The 19,780-nt window shown below is 56.5% G+C and carries 16 protein-coding genes; 6 read left to right on the plus strand and 10 right to left on the minus strand.

Features of this window, described 5'->3' with window-relative positions:
* Window positions 1-2: 2 nt before the first annotated feature.
* Window positions 3-1,355 carry a metalloprotease PmbA gene (gene pmbA, locus FHC52_RS12300; protein ID WP_008501413.1) on the minus strand — a complete coding sequence of 451 codons (1,353 nt, stop codon included), beginning with the start codon at window positions 1,353-1,355 and terminating at the stop codon, window positions 3-5.
* Between the two features lie 95 nt (window positions 1,356-1,450).
* On the opposite strand from pmbA, the gene yjgA reads away from it, so the two are divergent.
* Window positions 1,451-2,002 carry a ribosome biogenesis factor YjgA gene (gene yjgA, locus FHC52_RS12305; RefSeq protein ID WP_008501414.1) on the plus strand — a complete coding sequence of 184 codons (552 nt, stop codon included), beginning with the start codon at window positions 1,451-1,453 and terminating at the stop codon, window positions 2,000-2,002.
* 77 nt (window positions 2,003-2,079) lie between these two features.
* Here yjgA and mpl read toward each other — a convergent pair whose 3' ends face one another.
* Window positions 2,080-3,459: a UDP-N-acetylmuramate:L-alanyl-gamma-D-glutamyl-meso-diaminopimelate ligase gene (gene mpl / locus FHC52_RS12310; RefSeq protein ID WP_220420091.1), complete on the minus strand. Its 1,380-nt coding sequence runs from the start codon at window positions 3,457-3,459 to the stop codon at window positions 2,080-2,082.
* 197 nt (window positions 3,460-3,656) lie between these two features.
* Here mpl and fbp point away from each other — a divergent pair, with 197 nt between their 5' ends.
* Both fbp and FHC52_RS12320 read left to right on the plus strand, forming a co-directional pair.
* The gene (fbp, locus tag FHC52_RS12315) at window positions 3,657-4,655 is read left to right on the plus strand and encodes a class 1 fructose-bisphosphatase (RefSeq protein WP_008501416.1); all 999 of its coding nucleotides are present in this window, start codon (window positions 3,657-3,659) and stop codon (window positions 4,653-4,655) included.
* Window positions 4,656-4,805: 150 nt separating this feature from the next.
* Entirely contained in the window at window positions 4,806-5,162 is a 357-nt protein-coding gene (locus FHC52_RS12320; protein ID WP_045415455.1) for a LysR family transcriptional regulator, read from the plus strand.
* Here FHC52_RS12320 and FHC52_RS12325 read toward each other — a convergent pair.
* From FHC52_RS12325 to ytfQ, 5 genes are all read right to left on the minus strand, one after another.
* Complete coding sequence (locus FHC52_RS12325) at window positions 5,134-6,705, minus strand: methyl-accepting chemotaxis protein (protein WP_032655212.1); 1,572 nt, start codon at window positions 6,703-6,705, stop codon at window positions 5,134-5,136. The two genes, FHC52_RS12320 and FHC52_RS12325, sit on opposite strands and share 29 nt — an antisense overlap.
* Window positions 6,706-6,789: 84 nt before the next feature.
* Window positions 6,790-7,791, minus strand: coding sequence for a galactofuranose ABC transporter, permease protein YjfF (yjfF, locus tag FHC52_RS12330; RefSeq protein WP_008501419.1), 1,002 nt, complete (start codon window positions 7,789-7,791; stop codon window positions 6,790-6,792).
* Window positions 7,778-8,803 (minus strand): galactofuranose ABC transporter, ATP-binding protein YtfT, encoded by a 1,026-nt coding sequence (gene ytfT / locus FHC52_RS12335; RefSeq protein WP_164552858.1) that lies wholly within the window; start codon window positions 8,801-8,803, stop codon window positions 7,778-7,780. Before ytfT ends, yjfF begins: the two co-directional genes overlap by 14 nt.
* Before the next feature lie 10 nt (window positions 8,804-8,813).
* Complete coding sequence (gene ytfR / locus FHC52_RS12340) at window positions 8,814-10,316, minus strand: galactofuranose ABC transporter, ATP-binding protein YtfR (RefSeq protein ID WP_063616759.1); 1,503 nt, start codon at window positions 10,314-10,316, stop codon at window positions 8,814-8,816.
* A gap of 105 nt (window positions 10,317-10,421) precedes the next feature.
* The gene (gene ytfQ, locus FHC52_RS12345) at window positions 10,422-11,378 is read right to left on the minus strand and encodes a galactofuranose ABC transporter substrate-binding protein YtfQ (RefSeq protein WP_021240696.1); all 957 of its coding nucleotides are present in this window, start codon (window positions 11,376-11,378) and stop codon (window positions 10,422-10,424) included.
* Between the two features lie 309 nt (window positions 11,379-11,687).
* On the opposite strand from ytfQ, the gene ppa reads away from it, so the two are divergent.
* From ppa to FHC52_RS12360, 3 genes are all read left to right on the plus strand, one after another.
* On the plus strand, window positions 11,688-12,218 hold the full coding sequence (gene ppa / locus FHC52_RS12350) for an inorganic diphosphatase (RefSeq protein ID WP_008501423.1): 531 nt from the start codon (window positions 11,688-11,690) through the stop codon (window positions 12,216-12,218).
* Window positions 12,219-12,440: 222 nt separating this feature from the next.
* Window positions 12,441-13,025, plus strand: coding sequence for a hypothetical protein (locus tag FHC52_RS12355; protein ID WP_023616970.1), 585 nt, complete (start codon window positions 12,441-12,443; stop codon window positions 13,023-13,025).
* The gene (locus tag FHC52_RS12360) at window positions 13,022-13,492 is read left to right on the plus strand and encodes a hypothetical protein (protein ID WP_023326564.1); all 471 of its coding nucleotides are present in this window, start codon (window positions 13,022-13,024) and stop codon (window positions 13,490-13,492) included. The genes FHC52_RS12355 and FHC52_RS12360 overlap by 4 nt, the downstream gene beginning before the upstream one ends.
* A gap of 315 nt (window positions 13,493-13,807) precedes the next feature.
* Here the strand turns inward: FHC52_RS12360 and FHC52_RS12365 are convergent, their stop codons facing one another.
* The 3 genes from FHC52_RS12365 to tamA are packed head-to-tail and all read right to left on the minus strand — an operon-like array spanning window position 13,808 to window position 19,661.
* Entirely contained in the window at window positions 13,808-14,152 is a 345-nt protein-coding gene (locus FHC52_RS12365) for a gamma-glutamylcyclotransferase (protein ID WP_008501424.1), read from the minus strand.
* Between the two features lie 2 nt (window positions 14,153-14,154).
* Window positions 14,155-17,931 (minus strand): translocation/assembly module TamB domain-containing protein, encoded by a 3,777-nt coding sequence (tamB, locus tag FHC52_RS12370; RefSeq protein WP_220420092.1) that lies wholly within the window; start codon window positions 17,929-17,931, stop codon window positions 14,155-14,157.
* On the minus strand, window positions 17,928-19,661 hold the full coding sequence (tamA, locus tag FHC52_RS12375; protein ID WP_008501426.1) for an autotransporter assembly complex protein TamA: 1,734 nt from the start codon (window positions 19,659-19,661) through the stop codon (window positions 17,928-17,930). The genes tamB and tamA overlap by 4 nt, the downstream gene beginning before the upstream one ends.
* Window positions 19,662-19,780: the final 119 nt, after the last annotated feature.

Consider the following 19,780-nt stretch of genomic DNA (forward strand, 5'->3'; position numbering starts at 1 on the left):
CTCTATTGTCCGGCGATTTTCATTTCCGGGAGTAATACAGAACCACACTGTATATTGCTGCGTGTTTCAATATCGTTACCGACCGTAACGATATTGCGCCACATATCCTTCAGATTGCCAGCGATGGTGATTTCGCTCACCGGATACTGGATTTCGCCGTTTTCAACCCAGAAGCCCGCCGCGCCGCGAGAGTAATCGCCGGTGATGCCGCTGACGCCCTGACCCATCAGCTCGGTCACCACCAGACCGGTGCCCATCTCTTTCAGCATCTGCTCAAAGTTGAGGCCCTGCCCGGCAATGCGCCAGTTGTGAATGCCGCCCGCGTGCCCGGTGCTTTTCAGCCCCAGCTTGCGCGCGGAGTAGTTGGTCAGAAGCCACTGGGTCAGAATGCCGTCTTTCACGATGTCACGACGCTCCGTGCGCACGCCTTCGCTGTCGAACGGCGTGGAGGCCAGGCCTTTCAGCAGGTGCGGATGCTCTTCGATGGTGAGCCATTCCGGCAGGATCTGCTTGCCCAGCGAGTCGAGCAGGAAGGTCGATTTACGGTAAACGGAGCCGCCCGCGATAGCGCCCACCAGATGGCCAAACAGGCCGGTCGCCACTTCGTTGGCAAAAATCACCGGGGCTTTCATGGTGGAGAGCTTGCGCGGCGACAGGCGAGACAGCGTGCGTTCGGCGCACTCTTTACCCACCCACTCAGGAGACTGCAAATCCCCCAGCGCGCGGCCAATGGTGTAGGCGTAGTCGCGCTCCATGTCACCGTTCTCTTCGGCGATGACGCAGCTGGAGAGCGAGTGGCGGGTAGAACAGTAGCCCTGCAGCATGCCGTGGCTGTTGCCGAAGACTTTGATGCCGTAGTGGCTGTTAAAGCTGCCGCCTTCGGTATTGGTGATGCGCTTGTCGGCCTGCAGGGACGCCTGCTCGGCGCGGGCAGCCAGCTCAATCGCTTCGTCCGGCGTCACTTCCGCCGGATGGAACAGGTCGAGATCCGGCGCGTCAAACGCCAGCAGATCTTTATCCGCCACGCCGGCGTAAGGATCCGGTGAGGTATAACGGGCGATATCCAGCGCGGCCTGCACCGTACGGGCGATGGCATCCGGACTGAGATCGGTGGATGACGCACTGCCTTTGCGATTCTGGTGATATACCGTGATACCCAGCGCGCCGTCGCTGTTGAATTCGACATTCTCCACTTCGCCATAGCGGGTGCTCACGCTAATGCCGGTGGTTTTGCTGACCGCCACTTCGGCGCCATCTGATTTTTCTGAAGCAAGCATCAGCGCGGTGGAGACGGCTTCTTCCAGAATCTTACGCTGCGCTTCAACTTGTGAGGTTACTTTCATCGCAAATGCCATACTGTAAGAGAGAGTTAACTGAAGTCTAACAGAGAACCGTTTTTCAGTGCGCGTCTTAACTGGTAACATTAGCCTCTTTTTTTAAGGAGCCTGACATGACTAAGCAGCCCGAAGACTGGCTCGACGACGTTCCCGGTGATGACATCGAAGACGAAGATGATGAGATCATCTGGGTCAGTAAAAGTGAAATTAAACGTGACGCCGAAGAGTTAAAACAGCTTGGCGCGGAAATGGTAGAACTGGGTAAAAACGCGCTGGATAAGATCCCGCTCGACCAGGATCTGCGCGATGCCATTGAACTGGCACAGAAAATCAAAAAAGAAGGCCGTCGTCGCCAGCTTCAGCTTATCGGGAAAATGCTGCGTCAGCGCGATGTTGATCCGATCCGCCAGGCGCTGGACAAGCTGAAAAACCGCCACAACCAGCAGGTTGCGCTGTTTCACAAGCTGGAGCAGATCCGCGATCGTCTGATTGAACAGGGTGATGACGCCGTACCGGAAGTGCTGAACCTGTGGCCGGATGCCGACCGCCAGCAGCTGCGTTCCTTGATCCGCAACGCGAAGAAAGAGAAAGAAGGGAATAAGCCGCCGAAGTCTGCGCGCCTGATTTTCCAGTATCTGCGCGAGCTGTCTGAGAACGAAGAGTAATCCGTTCCCCTCACCCCGGAAGGGCGAGGGGGAAAAGAACGTAGGCCCGGTAAGCGCTAGCGCCACCGGGCTTTTTTTTACGCCTCGGCGGCCGCTTCCGCTTTCTTCGCCAGCCAGTCCAGCAGCTTCTGATGGATCCCACCAAAACCGCCGTTGCTCATCACGAGAATATGGTCGCCGGGCTGAGCGGCTTTCACCACCATATCCGCGAGCGCATCCACATCCGCGCTCCAGTGTGCCGGCTGAATGCAGGCATCGGCCACTTCCGCCACCTGCCACGGAATATGCTGCGGCTGCAGCAGGAAGACTTCATCGGCACGTCCTAACGACGGCGCGAGATCGTCTTTGCAGATGCCCATCTTCATGGTGTTCGAGCGTGGTTCCAGCACCGCCAGAATGCGCGCGGTACCGCCGACTTTGCCACGCAGGGCGGCAAGCGTGGCCAGAATGGCCGTTGGGTGGTGCGCGAAATCGTCATACACGGTGACGCCGTGGGCTTCACCGCGCAGCTCCAGACGGCGGCGGGCATTGATAAACGAGCCCAGCGCATTCGCTGCATCCGCAGGCAGAACGCCCACGTGACGCGCGGCAGCAATGGCCATCAGGCCGTTGTGCATGTTGTGTTCGCCCACCAGGCCCCACTTCACTTCGCCCACTTTTTCACCGTCGAGCAGCACTTCCCACTCGGAGGCATCGGCGTTGAGTTTCTTCGCCTGCCAGTGGCCCTGCTCGCCCACCAGCTCCTGCTCGCTCCAGCAGCCCATTGCCAGGGTCTGCTTCAGGTTGATGTCGTTTTCCGGCAGGATGATGCGGCCCTGGCCCGGCACGATGCGCACCAGGTGGTGGAACTGTTTCTGTATGGCTTTCAGGTCGTCAAAAATATCCGCGTGGTCAAACTCAAGGTTGTTGAGGATCAGCGTGCGCGGGCAGTAGTGCACGAACTTGGAGCGCTTGTCGAAGAACGCGCAGTCATACTCGTCGGCTTCGATCACAAAGAACGGGCTGTCACCCAGACGCGCAGAGACGTCGAAATTACCCGGTACGCCGCCGATGACGAAGCCCGGCTTATAGCCGCAGGCTTCGAGGATCCAGGTCGCCATGCCCGCGGTGGTCGTTTTGCCGTGGGTACCGGCAACGGCAACCACCCAGCGGTCGCGCAGGACGAAGTCATGCAGCCACTGCGGGCCGGACATGAACGGAATATTGCGTTCCAGTACCGCCTCAACGCACGGATTGCCGCGGGTCATGGCGTTGCCAATAATCACCAGGTCCGGCTCGGGATCCAGCTGGCTGGCATCGTAGCCCTGAATCAAAGAGATGCCCTGTTTCTCCAGAAGTGTGCTCATTGGCGGATACACATTGGCGTCCGAACCTGTCACCTCATGGCCCAGCGAGCGCGCCAGCATTGCCAGTCCGCCCATGAAAGTGCCACAAATCCCCAATATATGAATGCGCATACGTCACTATCCTTCTTCAATGTGGCGCACATTTTACTCACATGTTAGCGGCTGTGAAACGCATTTCAGGTAAATCCGTATGTTGCTGGCGCGATTCACCTCTGCGCTACTATTTGAATATTTGTTAAGATTGTTGGGCTTTAGTCGTTTTAGTGAACATACAATCGCTCTACTCACAAAGATGCAGGGAAAGTGTTATGAAAACGTTAGGTGAATTTATTGTCGAAAAGCAGCACGAGTTCTCTCATGCTACCGGTGAACTCACTGCTTTGCTGTCGGCAATAAAGCTGGGCGCTAAGATCATCCACCGTGATATCAACAAGGCCGGTCTGGTCGATATCCTGGGTGCCAGCGGTGCCGAGAACGTTCAGGGCGAGGTTCAACAGAAACTCGATCTGTTCGCAAATGAAAAACTGAAAGCTGCACTGCGCGCGCGCGACATCGTTGCGGGTATCGCCTCCGAAGAAGAAGATGAAATTGTTGTTTTCGAAGGGTGTGAACACGCGAAATACGTTGTTCTGATGGATCCGCTCGACGGCTCCTCCAACATCGACGTTAACGTTTCTGTCGGTACCATTTTCTCCATCTACCGCCGCGTCACGCCTGTTGGCACGCCGGTGACCGAAGAAGATTTCCTGCAGCCGGGCATTAATCAGGTTGCTGCCGGTTACGTCGTTTATGGCTCGTCCACCATGCTGGTCTACACCACCGGTTGCGGGGTACACGCCTTTACGTACGATCCTTCCCTGGGCGTTTTCTGTCTGAGCCAGGAACGCATGCGCTTCCCGGAGAAGGGCAATACCTACTCCATTAACGAAGGTAACTACATCCGCTTCCCGAACGGCGTGAAGAAGTACATCAAATTCTGCCAGGAAGAAGATAAAGCGACGCAGCGCCCGTATACGTCCCGCTATATTGGCTCTCTGGTCGCGGATTTCCACCGTAACCTGCTGAAAGGCGGCATTTACCTCTACCCAAGCACCGCCAGCCACCCGGACGGGAAGCTGCGTCTGCTGTACGAATGCAACCCGATGGCGTTCCTGGCCGAACAGGCGGGCGGTAAGGCGAGCGACGGTAAAGAGCGTATTCTGGAGATCGTGCCGGAAAGCCTTCACCAGCGCCGTTCGTTCTTCGTCGGCAACAACCACATGGTTGAAGACGTTGAACGCTTTATCCGCGAGTACCCGGACGCGTAATCCCTCTCTTCAGGGGAGCCGATCCGGCTCCCCTGTTCATTTATATATTTTACCGTATAAGTGTTTATAAAAAACACGCTTTAATATTCGCCACTGCTCCTGCATTATTTCCATAACAGTTTGACAGATATTTCGTGGAGCAGAAACGCAATGAAAAATTATTCCCGTGCTAATACCGGCATTGATTTAAATCTTATCCCTGTATTTATTGAAATCGTCCGCTGCGGCAGCATGGCAAAGGCCTCTTTGCGTCTGGAGATGTCACGCCCTGCGGTGAGTCTGGCATTAAAGCGTTTTAATCAACTCTTTGATGAGCCGTTATTTCTCCGCAAAGGCTTATATCTTGAGCCGACTGAAAAAGCATTAGCCTTAACCAACTCGCTGGAAATATTAATGGGCGAAATTCACGATAATATCGGGGCGCTTAATTCCGGAAGGAATAAAACCCCGGCACAGAACGTACCGGGGCTGGGTAATATTATGCCGCGTTCTGAGTCGTCACTTTGAATGATGACATAGCTTCCATCAGCTGACGCGACTGCTCCTCAAGGGAGCGGGTCGCGGCGGAGGATTGCTGCACCAGCGCCGCATTCTGCTGCGCGGTTTCGTCCATCTGGTTTACCGCAATATTCACCTGCTCAATGCCGCGGCTCTGCTCCTGAGACGCGGTCGCAATCTCACGCATCAGTTTGGTCATGCGCAGCACTTCTGTTGCGATCTCATCCATCGTTTCGCCCGCCTGCTGGGCCAGCTCGCTGCCCTCGTTAACGTGGGTTTGCGAATCACTGATAAGAGAACGAATCTCCTTCGCCGCGTCGGCGCTGCGGCTGGCCAGGTTTCGCACCTCGCCCGCGACGACGGCAAACCCGCGCCCCTGCTCGCCCGCGCGCGCCGCCTCTACGGAGGCGTTAAGCGCCAGGATATTGGTCTGGAAGGCAATGCCGTCGATCACGCTCAGGATGTCAGCGATGCGCGCCGAGCTGCCGGAGATATCGCGCATTTTTTCAATCACGTAGCAGACCATTTCGCTGCCGTGATCGGCCGTGTCGGACACTGACTTCGCCAGCAGGTGCGCCTGCTCGGCGTTATCGGCGTTGAGCTTCACCGTGGCGGTGATCTGTTCCATGCTGGCCGCCGTCTGCTCCAGCGACGTGGCGGTGGATTCCGTTCGCTCGGCGAGATCCCGGTTCCCCAGCGTCAGCTCGCGGCTGCCGGTGTCAATCTGCGCGCTGGCATCGCGTACCCGCAGAACCGAGTTCATCAGCGACTGACGCATCTCCTCAATGACCGCGTTAAGGCGGTTAAACTCCTGGCTCGCGGGCGCGGCCAGCGTATGGGTTAAATCGCCCGCCGCCACGTTCTCCAGCTGAGCAATCGACGCCGAGAGCGGCTTGAGCAGCATATGGCGCAGCGCCAGCCAGGCCAGCACGATAATGCCCGCCGTCAGCAGCGCCGCCACGATAATCAGGATCAGGACGCGGGTTTTGCTCGCCTGCACGGCACTCACTTCCGCCTGACCTCGCGCTTCGCTCCATTTCTGAAACGCCTGCATGTCGTTATCAAACGCTGACGCCAGCGGGATCAGCGTCTTCTCCAGCAGGTCGTAATACCCGTCCGCGCTCTGGTCATTGAGGGTTTTCAGCATCGGGTTGATCCCCTGCTGGTTATACGCCGCCAGGCTGGCTGCCACTTTATCGAGCAGCTGCTGCCCCTGCTCGTCAGCCACGCCGCCGTCGATCACGCCCTTCAGCGTTTTCTGGGCCAGGGCAACTTCCTGATTGATGTTTTTTACCGCGCTGGCCGCATCGTCCAGCATGCCGATTTCCATCATGCGAACGGCCTGACCCGCTTCATTGCGCGCGCGGAGGATCAGCGTATAGCCTGAATTAAGCTGCACCATCTGCTCACCCTGAAGATGATTAATGCGCTGCAGCGAAGAAGAACTCTGTGTGAGGGCATAAATGCCAATGCCGCTGACAATCAGCAGCAGAAGGGTCATAACGGCCAGTAAAGAGAGCAAGCCGGTACGAATCGATAGCGTTTTCAGCATGATATTATTTCCGGTAGCGAGATATTTCTGGGCATAAAAAAAGAGTATCGGCCGCTACCGGAAAATGTTTAGACTTTCAGCATGTTATCGCTCTGTTACCGATGTGTTCACGCGGGTAACAGGCGAGCTTTGACGGTTCTCCCAGAGCACCGTCAGGCCGCGCTGCAGGGCAATAAAAATAAACAGCAGAATGCCGATGGCGATCTTCGTCCACCAGGAGCTGAGCGTGCCGTCAAAGTTGATATAGGTCTGGATCAGCCCCTGAATCGCCACGCCGAACAGCGTCCCCAGCACCGTCCCCACGCCGCCGCTGAGCAGCGTGCCGCCGATGACCACAGAAGCAATCGCATCCAGCTCCACGCCAACGCCTGCAAGGGCATAGCCCGCCTGGGTATACACCGAGAAGACGATCCCCGCCAGCGTCGCCAGGCCGGTCGAGAGCATATAGATGCGGATGGTGGTGCTGCGGGTCGAGATCCCCATCAGGTTGGCCGACGTGGCGTTGCCGCCAATAGCGTAAACCTGATTGCCAAACCGGGTGCGGTGGGCGAGGAAGATGCCAATCACTACCACGCCCAGCATCAGCAGCCCCATCGCGCTCAGGCGGCCGCCGCCGGGGATTTTCCACGCCAGGCTGGAGAGCGTGTCGTACACCGGATGGTTAATCGGGATCGACTCTTCAGACACCAGATAACTTACCCCACGGAGGAAGAACATCCCCGCGAGGGTAATGATAAACGCCGGAATTTTTAACGCGTCGATCAGCAGCCCCATAAAGGCGCCAAACGCGCAGCCCATCACCAGCACCAGCGGGAACGCCAGCAGCGGTGAGATGCCCCAGAAGCCGATCGCTTTCGCGAGGAACACGCCCGTAAACGCGATCACCGAGCCGACGGAGAGGTCGATCCCGCCGGAGAGGATCACAAAGGTCATGCCGACGGCGATGATGCCTAAAAAGGCGTTATCGGTCAGGATATTGCAGATCACGCGCGTCGAGGCAAACCCCGGGAACTGGGTCAGGCAGTAGAGATACCCCAGCACAAACACGCCCAGCGTGATCATTAACGGTAAATTACGTTTTATCATGGCCACGGATCCCCTTAAGGATGCTGACAAAGCGCGGCGACTGGACGATCAGCACGCAGAGCACGACCACCGCTTTCACCACCTGGTTGAGTTCCGGCTGGAATCCCGAAAGCAGGATCCCGGTGTTCATGCCCTGAATGATCAGCGCGCCGATCGCCGAGAGCAGCAGGTTAAAGCGCCCGCCCATCAGCGACCCGCCGCCGATGACCACCGCCAGGATCGCATCCAGCTCCAGCCAGAGCCCGGCGTTGTTGGCATCGGCTCCGCGAATATCCGCCGCGACGATCACGCCGGCGATGGCAGCGCAAATACCGCTCAGCACGTAGGTCAGCATCACCATCAGCCGCGTGTTAACCCCGGCGTTGCGCGCGGCGCGGATGTTGATCCCGACGGCCTCAATGAACATGCCCAGCGCCGTTTTGCGGGTGAAAAGCCAGAACACCACGAGCGTCACCAGGGCAATCATCACCGGCGTCGGGAAGAACAGAAGGTTGCCGCTGCCGAGCCACGCCAGGCTCGGCGAGTTAAAGGTGACAATCTGTCCGGAGGTAATCAGCTGCGCGACGCCGCGCCCGGCCACCATTAAAATGAGCGTGGCGACAAAGGGCTGGATTTTCAGCACCGCCACCAGAATGCCGTTCCATAATCCGGCCAGCACGCCAGTGCCTAAGGCCGCCAGCAGGACCACCGGCAGGCTATGCCCGGCCACGGTTATGGAGGCTGCCGTGGCCCCGGCGATAGCCATCACCGCGCCGACGGAGAGATCAATCCCGCCGGTGGCGATGACCAGCGTCATCCCGATGGCCAGCAGCGCCACGGGCGCGGCGCGGTTTAAAATGTCTATCGGGCTGCCAAACAGGCGGCCATCCTGCACGATAATCTGGAAGAAATGCGGCGCGACCAGGCTATCCACCAGTAAAACCACCAGCAGCGCCGCGATTTGCGGCGTGCCGGTCGGCCAGCTGAAGCGGCGCTTTGACTCACCGGTTTGCGAAAGCGAACGGGACATCACGATTCACTCCTTATGCCGCGATGGCATTCATGATCGCCGGAACGGACAGCTTATCCAGCGGGATCTCTGCCACCTGTTTACGATCGCGCATGATGATGACGCGATCGGCATAACCCACCAGCTCTTCCAGCTCGGACGAAATGACCAGCAGCGCCAGACCGTCAGCGCACAGGGTCTCGATAAGCCGGATAATTTCGGCGTGCGCCCCCACGTCAATGCCGCGGGTCGGTTCGTCGAGGATCAGGAACTGGGGTTTGGTCAGCAGCCAGCGCGACAGCAGTACTTTCTGCTGGTTACCGCCGGAGAGAAATTCAATGGGCTGTTCCGCGCTCGGGGTGCGGATGCCGAGCTGGCGGATAAACCGCTCGGCAATGGCGTTCTGCTCTTTGCGAGGGATCGGCCGCAGCCAGCCGCGCTGGGCCTGTAGCGCCAGAATGATATTTTCCCGCACCGAGGCCGCGGCAATAATGCCGTCCGTTTTCCGGTCCTCCGGGCAGAAGCCGACGCCGAGACAGGAGGCCTGATGCGGCGATCGCAGGGTTTGCGGTTTGCCCTTGATCAGCGCGCTGCCGCTGTCGGCGGGCTTGATCCCGAAGATCACCTCGGCGGTCTCGGTTCGACCCGAGCCTAACAGGCCCGCCAGCCCGACAATTTCGCCTGGCCGCACCTCAAGGTTAAACGGCGAGATGACCCCTTTTTTACCGTAATCGCTGAACGCGGCGACCGGCTTCTCGCTCAGCAGCGTGCGGCCCGCGCGCTGAAGGGCGTTGGTCTCCAGCTCGCGGCCCAGCATCATTTTGACCAGCTCGATCTGCGGCAGCTCGCGGGTTTCACGGCAGCCGACAAAGCTGCCGTTGCGCAGCACCGTAATGCGATCGCTCACCTCGTACACCTGATCGAGGAAGTGGGTGACGAAGATCAGGCTGACGCCCTGATCGCGCAGCTGGCGCATCAGGGTAAAGAGCATTTCCACCTCCTGGGTATCGAGGCTGGCGGTGGGTTCGTCGAGGATCAGCACCTTTGCCGAGAGATCGATCGCGCGGCAAATGGCGACGATCTGCTGCATCGCCACGGAAAAGCGGTTCAGCGGCTCGCGAACGTCGAGAGAGAAGCCGTAGGATTCCATCAGCTTTGTCGCCCGCGCCTCCATCTCTTTACGGCGCAGCAGGCCAAAGCGTCGTGGCTCACGGCCAATAAACAGGTTATCCGCCACCGACATATTCGGCAGCAGGTTCACTTCCTGGTATACCGTCCCGATCCCCAACTGCTGGGCATGGGCGGTGTTTTTTGGCGAAATGGCGTTACCTTCCAGCCAGATGGTGCCATGGTCGGCGTGATAAACGCCGGTCAGAGATTTAATCAGCGTCGATTTTCCCGCGCCGTTTTCCCCCAGCAGCGCCATGATCTCCCCGCGCCGCAGGCTGAAATCAACGTTATCCAGCGCCTTTACGCCGGGGAAGAATTTACTCAAGCCCTCTGTGCGGAGGATTTCCTGGTGTTGTTCAGTGGTCATGGTTTCCCCCTGCATCAAGCCGGATGGCGCTACGCTTATCCGGCCTACAAAAGAGCGTATCGTAGGCCGGGTAAGCGCAGCGTCACCCGGCATGTTCAGACAGGCTTAGTAGCCCATATTTTTCTTCTTCTCTAACTCTTCTTTCGCCGTGTCAGGCAGGTAGAGCGTGGATTTGGTAACAGTCACTTTCTCCGGCATCGTGCCGTCTTTCTTGAATTTCTCCAGCGCGTCGAATGCCGGGCCGGCCATGTTTGGCGTCAGCTCCACGCTGGCGTTGGCTTCGCCGTCGATCATCGCTTTGTAGATATCAGGCACGCCGTCGATAGAGCCGGTGAGGATATCTTTGCCCGGCTTCAGGCCCGCTTCTTTAATTGCCTGAATCGCGCCGATCGCCATGTCATCGTTGTGGGCGTAAACCATGCAGATGTTCTTGCCGTTGTTTTCAGCCTTAATGAAGCTCTCCATCACCTCTTTACCTTTACTGCGGGTAAAGTCGCCGGACTGAGAGCGGATAATCTTGATGTTTGGCGCTTTCGCGATGGCTTCAGCAAAGCCTTTTTTACGGTCGATGGCCACGCTCGCCCCGACGGTGCCCTGCAGTTCAACAACGTTACACGGCTTGCCGTCGACCTGTTTTATCAGCCAGTCGCCAATTAACTGCCCTTCCAGCACGTTGTTGGCCGTCACGGTGGTCATATAGAGAGATTTGTCTTTGACGTCGATGGAACGATCGAGCAGGAAGACCGGGATTTCAGCGTCTTTCGCTTCCTTCAGGACGGGTTCCCAGCCGGTCGCCACGACGGGTGCAATAAAGATGGCATCCACGCCCTGGGCGATAAAGGAGCGCACGGCTTTGATCTGATTCTCTTGTTTTTGCTGACCATCGGCGATTTTCAGGGTAATGCCGCGTTTCTGAGCTTCGCTTTTCGCCACGTTGGTTTCTGCCGCTCGCCAGCCAGATTCAGAGCCGACCTGCGAAAAACCTACGGTTAAGGGAGCGGCCATCGCCATAGACGACATGGCTGCCGAAACTGCTGTGACAAGGAGTAAGCGCTTCCACATATGAACGTCCTCGTAGGGTGAGTTATTGTTGGTTAAAAGATGTTCTGCGGAATGACTATAGCCCATGAAATATGTAACGAATTGCGTTACATCACACTTCAGAAAAGTGAATAAAACGTTAATCACAAGTTTGTAATCGCTTTCATTTCTCCATGAAAAATGCGGCTGAGTTTATGGATTTTTCTGTCATGGAATCGGTCTGAAAAGTGGGAAGAACGTGGAGAGAAGGCGAAAACAGGCGGAGACATTCAGCGCGAGTTGGCTATAATACCTGCCACTTGTTTACCATCCATTTTAAAGGACACCGACATGAGCTTACTCAACGTCCCAGCGGGTAAAGAACTGCCAGAAGACATCTACGTAGTTATCGAAATCCCGGCTAACGCAGATCCGATCAAATACGAAGTGGACAAAGAGAGCGGCGCCCTGTTCGTAGACCGCTTCATGTCTACCGCGATGTTCTATCCGTGCAACTACGGTTACATCAACCACACCCTGTCTCTGGACGGTGACCCGGTTGACGTGCTGGTCCCAACGCCATACCCACTGCAGCCAGGCGCAGTGATTCGCTGCCGTCCAGTTGGCGTGCTGAAAATGACCGACGAATCCGGTGAAGATGCGAAGCTGGTTGCGGTACCGCACACCAAGCTGAGCAAAGAATACGATCACATCAAAGATGTGAACGACCTGCCAGAGCTGCTGAAAGCTCAGATCACTCACTTCTTCGAGCACTACAAAGACCTCGAAAAAGGCAAGTGGGTTAAAGTTGACGGCTGGGACAACGCAGAAGCAGCGAAAGCGGAAATCATCGCCTCTTTCGAACGCGCTGCTAAGAAGTAATTCTTACTGCTGTTAATGAAGGCCCCGCGAGTCGGGGCTTTTTTATTTCCCTGGTTTAAAGTAGTACAAACTGAATTTTTAAGAATAATCCCATTCCTTATGTTTTTGACATTAAAACCAAAAAAGACACCCTATCATTTATAGTGGGAGTGGTTGAATAGCCTGGCTGTTCACAACATACTGTCATGATGATCATTAATCCCCATTCATTACAGGATTCATATGTCATCCATTAACATTGATGTTGCCCGCCCAACTGGAATTTATTTTATCATTGAACGGTTGTATTCCCGCGATGGTTTTATGCCTTCTATTGGGGAAATCAGCCCCTCTTTGACACAGGTACACCGTACTGTCATTCAGCTAAAACGCAAGCAGGATATGTTTATGGATGGTGTTAAGGTTACCCCTAAAGATATTACCCTTTGGCAACAGATAAAATATATTACAGGTTCAAAAGTAACGACCAAGGATACAGATGCGTTAGTGTATACGACCGATTTTATCGGCTCCCTTGTTGCCACCACGCCTTTAGGTAATATTGAGCATGAAAATATTCCTCGCTTCCTCACGACAGAGTCTATCCACTCCCTTCCACAGGCGGTGAGTTATGGGCGTGATCCCATCCCACAAGTCCTTCTTTATGGTCGCAAGGATATAGTCTTCTTTATGGACAATGGTGGTAAGGGTACGCCAACCGCTATTGCAAAATATAACCACAATACTCGTGACCTTGCCATAATCAAAGATCAGCTAGAAGCCAGTAAAACGATGAAGGAGCTGCTATCTAAGGGAGCAAAATTATGAGTAAGAAAAGCCATGTCATGAGCCTATTCGTCCTTATTATTGCCTCCTTTGTCTTTGGCAGAAGTACTTATGTTGAATATCTGTCATGGTACTATGGAAGCGATCATTTAATATTCAGTCAAATAAATAGCGCATTGCTATCTGGTTTACTTAATGGACTTTACTTCGCGCTATCATCAAGCATTATTTATGCGTTACTCACTCTATTAAAAACAATTCCAAGAAATATCTTGTTTTCTTGTCTTCTGCAATTCTTTATTAACATAGGGCTATATACACTTTTTGTTGCAGTAGATAGAGGTTATAGTAAATTGCATACTTTAGGCTCGGGTGCTACTGATATCACCCACAGCTATTTTTTAGGGGCGTTGCTGATGAGCACACTCCTGACCGTCGCGATCGTGAGCGTTATACATGCTAAGTTTCTTTCTTCAAAGCATAAAGATGGGCTACATAAAGGCGTTTGACTGTTACGGTAAAGACAGTAAATGGCAGTATCTCTGCATCATGACATTCCAGCTTGCCTGGTTTTTGTTTTACTTATGGATCCCTTATCGAAGCGATTATGTGATTCTGCTGTTTTTACTGTGTTTCCTGCCCGTCATTTCAAGCAATACGCGGTGCATAAACTACTATGGCCGTTCACGCGCCTTGTGTTTTTTATGGCTTATTGCGCCGTACATCATGCTGTTCGTTCCTCTGTTTTTAACCCGACGCCGGGATACAGAAGAGAGTTGAAGGAATAAAAAAACAACGCCACCTTACGGTGGCGTTGTCGTTTTTCAGTACTGGTCTCTGTCTAACCAGTTACCGCTTACGATCCGCGTTAACCCGTCGACTGGACGCTGGTAGACATACATCCACGCGCTTCCGTACGGCGTCTGGATCAACTGGCGTGCGTATTCACCGCCCCTGGTGCGCAAGGCATCAAGTTCGGCAAGCGTCGCGTTATCAATACGATAAACTTCACCCTGTACTGTTCCTTCGCCCGGAACCGCGCCTGGATAGTGGCCCAGGCTGTACAACTGGTAGTTCTCGATATTGTAATTCCCCAGTAGCTGGGCATTGGTCATCCAGTGACTGTTGCCTTGCCTGGTTCGTAAACTGCCGTAGACAAATATTCGCATTGCTAAAACTCAAACTGATAGAGCAGATCAAGTGCCTGGTCTACGCCGGACACTGCTTCCAGATATAGCTTAGGCATCAGGCGATAGCGTAACGTGAGTGTTGCCAGTGAGTCAAAGATCCCCACACCATATTTTACCTGCAGACCCGGCAGTACATAGCCGCTGACCACCACCTGCGAGGAGTCACCCACGCCCTGGGTGTCCAGCGCCAGATTGCTTACGCCGAACGTCTCGCCGATTTTACCCACAACCTGCCCACTTTGTGCAACCCCCAGCCCCACTAACATCGAAGTCATCGCTGCGCTGTCGCTCTGACCGCTGTCGAGACCTTGACCACGCAGCAGGTAAGAAAGGGCTTCCTGCTGGGACATCGCCGGGTCAGAGAAGATCTCCGCCTTCGGTTCGTCGGCGGAACCGGTGACGCGTACCCCGGCAATGACGTCGTTTTCCGTCGCTTCCGGGTTACGAATCGCTTCGATGTTCAGCAGCGGTTGATCCGGTGGACCGGAGAACAGCAGCTCGCCTTTACGGACAATCAGATCCTGACCATAGGCGTGGAATCGCCCTTCAGGGATATTGATCTGCCCGTTCAGGCCAAGCCCTTGTTTATCCTGCGCCACCTTCAGGTCGCCCGTAAGCCTCGCCTTCAGCCCAAACGCATCCAACCGCACGTTATTCCCCACGTGCACGATAAGGTTACTATTAATCGGGATGCCCGCGCTCTTCTGTTCGACCGGTTTCAGATTTTCATTGAGCATAACTTCATCACTTGAGACGCCGACCGCACTTTCCGGCACGTCGTGAACCACGATGCGCGCCCACGGCACGTCAACGCGACCATCAAGCGTGAAGAGGCTTGGCGTGGCTTCAAAGACCACATCAGGCGAGACGTCCAGTCGCACCATCGGCGGTACGGTGATGCGCACCTTACTGCCCTTCGCGGCAATACGGGCGCGCCAGTTGTCGAGCTGGCTCCAGTCCGCGTCGCCGCTCAGGTTGATTTGCCCCTGCTGCGTCAGTACCGATCCGCTCAGCGTCGAGCTCATGCCGTTGAAGTTCATCGCGATCTGGCTCGGCTGCATGTCAAACGGCATAAAGTTGCCGTCAATATCCACGCCGCTGAGGCGCAGCTGGCCGAACAGCTGAGGGCTTTGCGCATTGCCCGCCAGGCGCAGGTTGGCGTTCACCATGCCCTCGGCTTTTTCCCCGCGCGCGAAAATCGGGTTCACCATCGCCAGGTTGAAGTTGCGGATAGTGACGTTGCCGCCCAGATTTCGTCGTCCCTGTGGGTCGGTAATTTGAACCTTGCCGTCAAACTGACCGTTATTGGTGAGACGAATCAGCCAGCCCAGCTCCGCACGGTTGTTATGCAGGTCCGCGCTCAGGTTCAGGGTGTCGAAGGCCACCGGCAGCGGCGCGTCATTCACCTCCTGCGTCACCTTCACGTTACGCCCGGACAGCGTGACGCTGCCCTGAGGCAGCCCCTCTTTGGTGGTGTCCCAGGCGACATCGGCTTTTCCGCTGAAGACGCCGCTGGCCTGGGTAGTATCCGGCATAAACGGTTTCAGCATCGCCAGATCGAAGCGGTTGAGGGTGATCTGTGCGCGTCCTTCCGCGCCCGCGTCGATAGTCTGCGGCACGCACAGTTCCGCATTCGGGTTGGTCCAGCAGTGCGGCCCAATGCTGATCTTCTGCTCGGCGTTGCGGTAGTCCAGCGCGATGGCGCGCGACAGCGCCAGCGGCCCGACCGGCGTATTGAAACGGGTGTTATCCAGCGTCCCTTTCCAGCGCTCCTCTTTGCGGTCGAAGCTGCCGGTCAGGTGAAGCTGGCCGGAGACCGGCTCGCCCTGCACGCGCAACTGCAGGTCGTGCTGCTTCTCGTTCCCTTTCGCGTCCAGGGTGACCAGGCTGATGTTGACGTCCGGCTGAGAAATGCGCTCCACGCGCAGGTTCAGGTTTCCGCCGATCTGGTCAGTGGATTTCACATCCCCTTCCACACGAACGCGGGCAACGCTCAGCGCCTGCCAGCGCAGGTTATTGGCGGTAATGTCCGCCAGCAGCTGCGGCGCGTCTACCGTGCCGCGCACCTTCAGGAGCCCCTTCGCCGTACCGCCCAGGCCCGGCAGGGCGTTATCCAGATTCGGCGCGTCGATGGTGGCGTCCAGATTGAGATCTTTCACCCCCAGCTCGCCTTTGATATCCGCCGTGTTGCGGCCCAGCGCCACGTGCAGACCCGGGATAACCCACTGCAGGTAGCTGTTGCCTTTCACCGATCCTTCAACGTTTACCTTGTTCTGCTTTACGTTCCCGGTGAGCTTAATCTCCGGCACGTCCATCTGCCACGTGCCGCCGTACAGGCTGCCGCGGGTTTTAATCAGGCCATCCAGCTTCGACGGCCAGTCCGGCACCTCTTTGGCGGTGTTAATGCCCGTCAGCTTCAGCTCGCCGCGCCAGCTGATCGCCTGCTGCCAGTCGAGCAGCGCGGTCAACTCGGTTTTGCCTTCCAGCGCCGCGACGGTCAGCTTGTCGAGGTTAACCTGCTGTTCATTGCCCTTCGCATCCAGGGTGATGTTCGCGGGCGGCACGCCCTGACCCTTCACTGCGGTGCGGAACGAGAGCGTATAGTCGGTCATCTTACCGCTCAGCTTCAGCTTCAGGTCATCGGCCTGGTACTGTTTTTCGCCGGTGAATGGCCAGTAAAGCTGCTTGCTGACCACCTCAAGATTGAGCGGCAGCCCGGCTTCCGCCAGCTGGGTTTGCGCACGCAGGACCATGTCCACCGGGCCGGAGAGATTGACCCCGACATCCAGCTTCTCGCGCAGCGCCCCGCCCACTTTGACCTTCACCTTCTCGCCTTTGAGCGGGTCAATGTTCAGGGCGCTATTCAGCGTGATATCCACCGGCCAGTTGTCGCGCAGCAGGGCGTTGCCTGACGCGTTCACCGAGCCCTGATTGGTGTCGATATCCAGCGCGTCGAGCTTCATGTTGCCGTCAATGCTGCTGACTTTCAGCAGCATGTTATAGACCGTCAGGTCGGTATCGCCGGTCAGGCGCAGCTGCTCGCCTTTGAACTCTTCAATATTGAGGTTCAGCGGCAGATGCACATCGGTCATTTCCGGCAGGACAGGCTTCGAGAAGAGGTCTTTCAGCGTTTCGCCCAGCGGCTTCTCTTCCGGCTGCGGGTTCTGGATCTTCGGCTCGACGATCTCTTCCTGCGCCACGTCGGCCACTTTCGGCAGCGCGATCAGCAAGCCCTGCAGGGAGGTTGGCGTCAGGGTGAGGTTTTTCTCCTGCCAGCGCAGGCCGGAGCTGAAATCCATCACGGACACGGTGGTGTCGTCGATTTTGATATTGACGTTATCAAGCGCCACCCGATAAAGCGCGATAGGGTACGGCGTGGAGAGATTCAGCGGACCGCTGTCCTCTTCCTCTACCGGCGCAGACTTCGGCATTTTCTTCGAATCTATCGCCACGTTGACGTCTTTTAGCGACAAGTCGTTGACGCAGAGCTTGCTGTCACGCAGACAGCCCAGCTTCACCGCCAGGTGAAACTCCCCGGCGTTCACCGCCACACCCGGCTGCTCATAGCGGATGTTCTTCAGGCGCAGGTCGCGCCAGCCGCCCGTCACCTGGCCAATCTCCAGCCCCGGCACCCAGCGGTTCGCGGCATTAAACAGCAGATGCAGCCCGGTCGTCGTTCCTACCAGAAACGCCACCGTACCGAGCAGCAGCACGATAAAAATCAGCACCCCGAGGCTTATCTTCTTCCATAAACTCATAATTCAGGCCCCAGACCGATGTAAAACTGTAATCCGTGTTCTTCTTTGTCGCCCACCGGCACGGCGAAATCGAGCTTAATGGGCCCGACGGGTGACTGCCAGCGTACGCCGACGCCCGCGCCGGTTTTAAAATCGCTGCGGCGGATATCGCTCACCGCTTCGCCGCCGTCGACGAACATGGCGCCCCACCATTTTCCGCTGACGTTGTACTGGTACTCCAGCGAGCCGGTAGCCAGCTTAGAGGCACCGATCAGCTTGCCGTCATCGTCCTTAGGCGCGATGGATTTGTATTTATAGCCGCGGATGCTGCGATCGCCCCCGGCGAAGAAGCGCAGGTCCGGCGGAACCTTGTCGAAGTCGCCGGTTTCAATCCAGCCGAGGTTGCCGCGCACCACAAAGCGGTGTTTGTCATACAGCGTGCGGATCCAGACGTTCTGCGCCTGAATCACCGAGAAATCCACGTCGGAACCCCACATGGTGTTGGAGTAATCGATAGAGTAACGCTGGGAATCGCCCCAGGTCGGCATCAGGCCGCCGCGCGAGCGGGTGCGGCTGATCATCACACCAGGATAGAGCAGCATGGTGGTGTTGGTGACGTTGGCCTGGGTAAAGTGATCCAGGCTCCAGCGCAGGTTGATGGCGCGCTGCCAGCCGCTGGAGAGATCCCAGTAACGCGACACGGCAAGCGTGGTGGAATCGGACTCGGTATCGTTCAGGTCGGTGCGCTTAAAGCCCCCCTGAACCAGGTAATATTGCTCAAGCGGATTTTTCAGCAGCGGCATTTTATAGCTGAAATCGAGCTGCTGTTCCGGGGCGGAAATGCTGGCGCTGGTGGTCAGGCTATGGCCGTAGGAGTTCATCCACGGCTTTTTCCAGGTAGCCTTCACGCGCGGGCCAACGTCCGTCGAATAGCCCACACCGGTTTCAATGGTGTTCTCGGTGCGCGGCGAAACAACGCCGTGCAGCGGCAACACCTTGGTTTTGCGAGACTTATCAAATTCAGGGGCGACAACCACGGAGTTAAACCAGCCGGTGGCTGAGAGCCGTCGGTTCAGCTCTCCCAGGTCGCTCGACTGGTAGTAATCCCCTTTTTTAAAGGGCACGAGGTTTTGCAGGTACTCTTCACGAATTTGCGACCCTTCGAATGTCACGTCGCCAAAGCGGTAGCGTTCTCCGCTATCGTAGTCGATATCCCAGAAGGCCTGACGTCGCGCCAGCGCAATGCCCAGCTGGCTTTTATTGAACTGGCTGTCAAAGTAGCCCTTACGCAGGGAAACGCTGGTCAGCTCTTTTTTGAAGTGGTCGTAGTCACCGTGGTTGAGCACGGTGCCGATTTTCGGCCGCGTGCTGAGCAAGTCGAGGTAATCCCGGTCGGTACGCGCCCCGCCGCGCAGGATGACGTTGGTGCCGCCAATCAGCACCGGCTCGCCCGGCGAAACGCGGGCAATAAGCACCTGGCGCCCCTTCTTTGGGGGCGGGCGGAGATCGAAATCAATGGTGGGTTCGTAATACCCCAGCGCTTTTAGTCCTTCACGGATGGCATCATCGACGCGCGCGCGGAAACGCCGGTCCGGCGTCACCTCATCACTCTGGATGGTCGATAGCTGCGCACGCACGTTTTTTTGTAGCGCCCCGGATAACCCCTCAACCTGCAAACGGACATTCGCCGCGCTGGCAATCCCGCTTGTCAGCAACAGACTGACTAAACATAACTGGCGGATTTTTGTCACGTTTTCTCCTGAATATCCCTGTTTCCACCCTGGAAGCAAATGAAGTGCCGCTCCGCGGCAAAATACGGCCTGTTGGCCAAAAACCCGAATATCGGGTTGAAAATGGGTGTAACACCCAA

This window comes from Enterobacter sp. EC_64 (genome assembly GCF_019584165.1).
Classification (GTDB): Bacteria; Pseudomonadota; Gammaproteobacteria; order Enterobacterales; family Enterobacteriaceae; genus Enterobacter; species Enterobacter roggenkampii.

Excerpts from the sequence above, each read along its gene's own strand:
- ytfQ (WP_021240696.1), bottom strand. The coding sequence starts at position 11,378 with ATGTGGAAGCGCTTACTCCTTGTCACAGCAGTTTCGGCAGCCATGTCG.
- fbp (WP_008501416.1), top strand. The coding sequence starts at position 3,657 with ATGAAAACGTTAGGTGAATTTATTGTCGAAAAGCAGCACGAGTTCTCT.
- FHC52_RS12320 (WP_045415455.1), top strand. The coding sequence starts at position 4,806 with ATGAAAAATTATTCCCGTGCTAATACCGGCATTGATTTAAATCTTATC.
- yjfF (WP_008501419.1), bottom strand. The coding sequence starts at position 7,791 with ATGATAAAACGTAATTTACCGTTAATGATCACGCTGGGCGTGTTTGTG.
- FHC52_RS12355 (WP_023616970.1), top strand. The coding sequence starts at position 12,441 with ATGTCATCCATTAACATTGATGTTGCCCGCCCAACTGGAATTTATTTT.
- FHC52_RS12365 (WP_008501424.1), bottom strand. The coding sequence starts at position 14,152 with ATGCGAATATTTGTCTACGGCAGTTTACGAACCAGGCAAGGCAACAGT.
- pmbA (WP_008501413.1), bottom strand. The coding sequence starts at position 1,355 with ATGGCATTTGCGATGAAAGTAACCTCACAAGTTGAAGCGCAGCGTAAG.
- ytfR (WP_063616759.1), bottom strand. The coding sequence starts at position 10,316 with ATGACCACTGAACAACACCAGGAAATCCTCCGCACAGAGGGCTTGAGT.
- tamB (WP_220420092.1), bottom strand. The coding sequence starts at position 17,931 with ATGAGTTTATGGAAGAAGATAAGCCTCGGGGTGCTGATTTTTATCGTG.
- FHC52_RS12360 (WP_023326564.1), top strand. The coding sequence starts at position 13,022 with ATGAGTAAGAAAAGCCATGTCATGAGCCTATTCGTCCTTATTATTGCC.
- FHC52_RS12325 (WP_032655212.1), bottom strand. The coding sequence starts at position 6,705 with ATGCTGAAAACGCTATCGATTCGTACCGGCTTGCTCTCTTTACTGGCC.
- yjgA (WP_008501414.1), top strand. The coding sequence starts at position 1,451 with ATGACTAAGCAGCCCGAAGACTGGCTCGACGACGTTCCCGGTGATGAC.
- ppa (WP_008501423.1), top strand. The coding sequence starts at position 11,688 with ATGAGCTTACTCAACGTCCCAGCGGGTAAAGAACTGCCAGAAGACATC.
- mpl (WP_220420091.1), bottom strand. The coding sequence starts at position 3,459 with ATGCGCATTCATATATTGGGGATTTGTGGCACTTTCATGGGCGGACTG.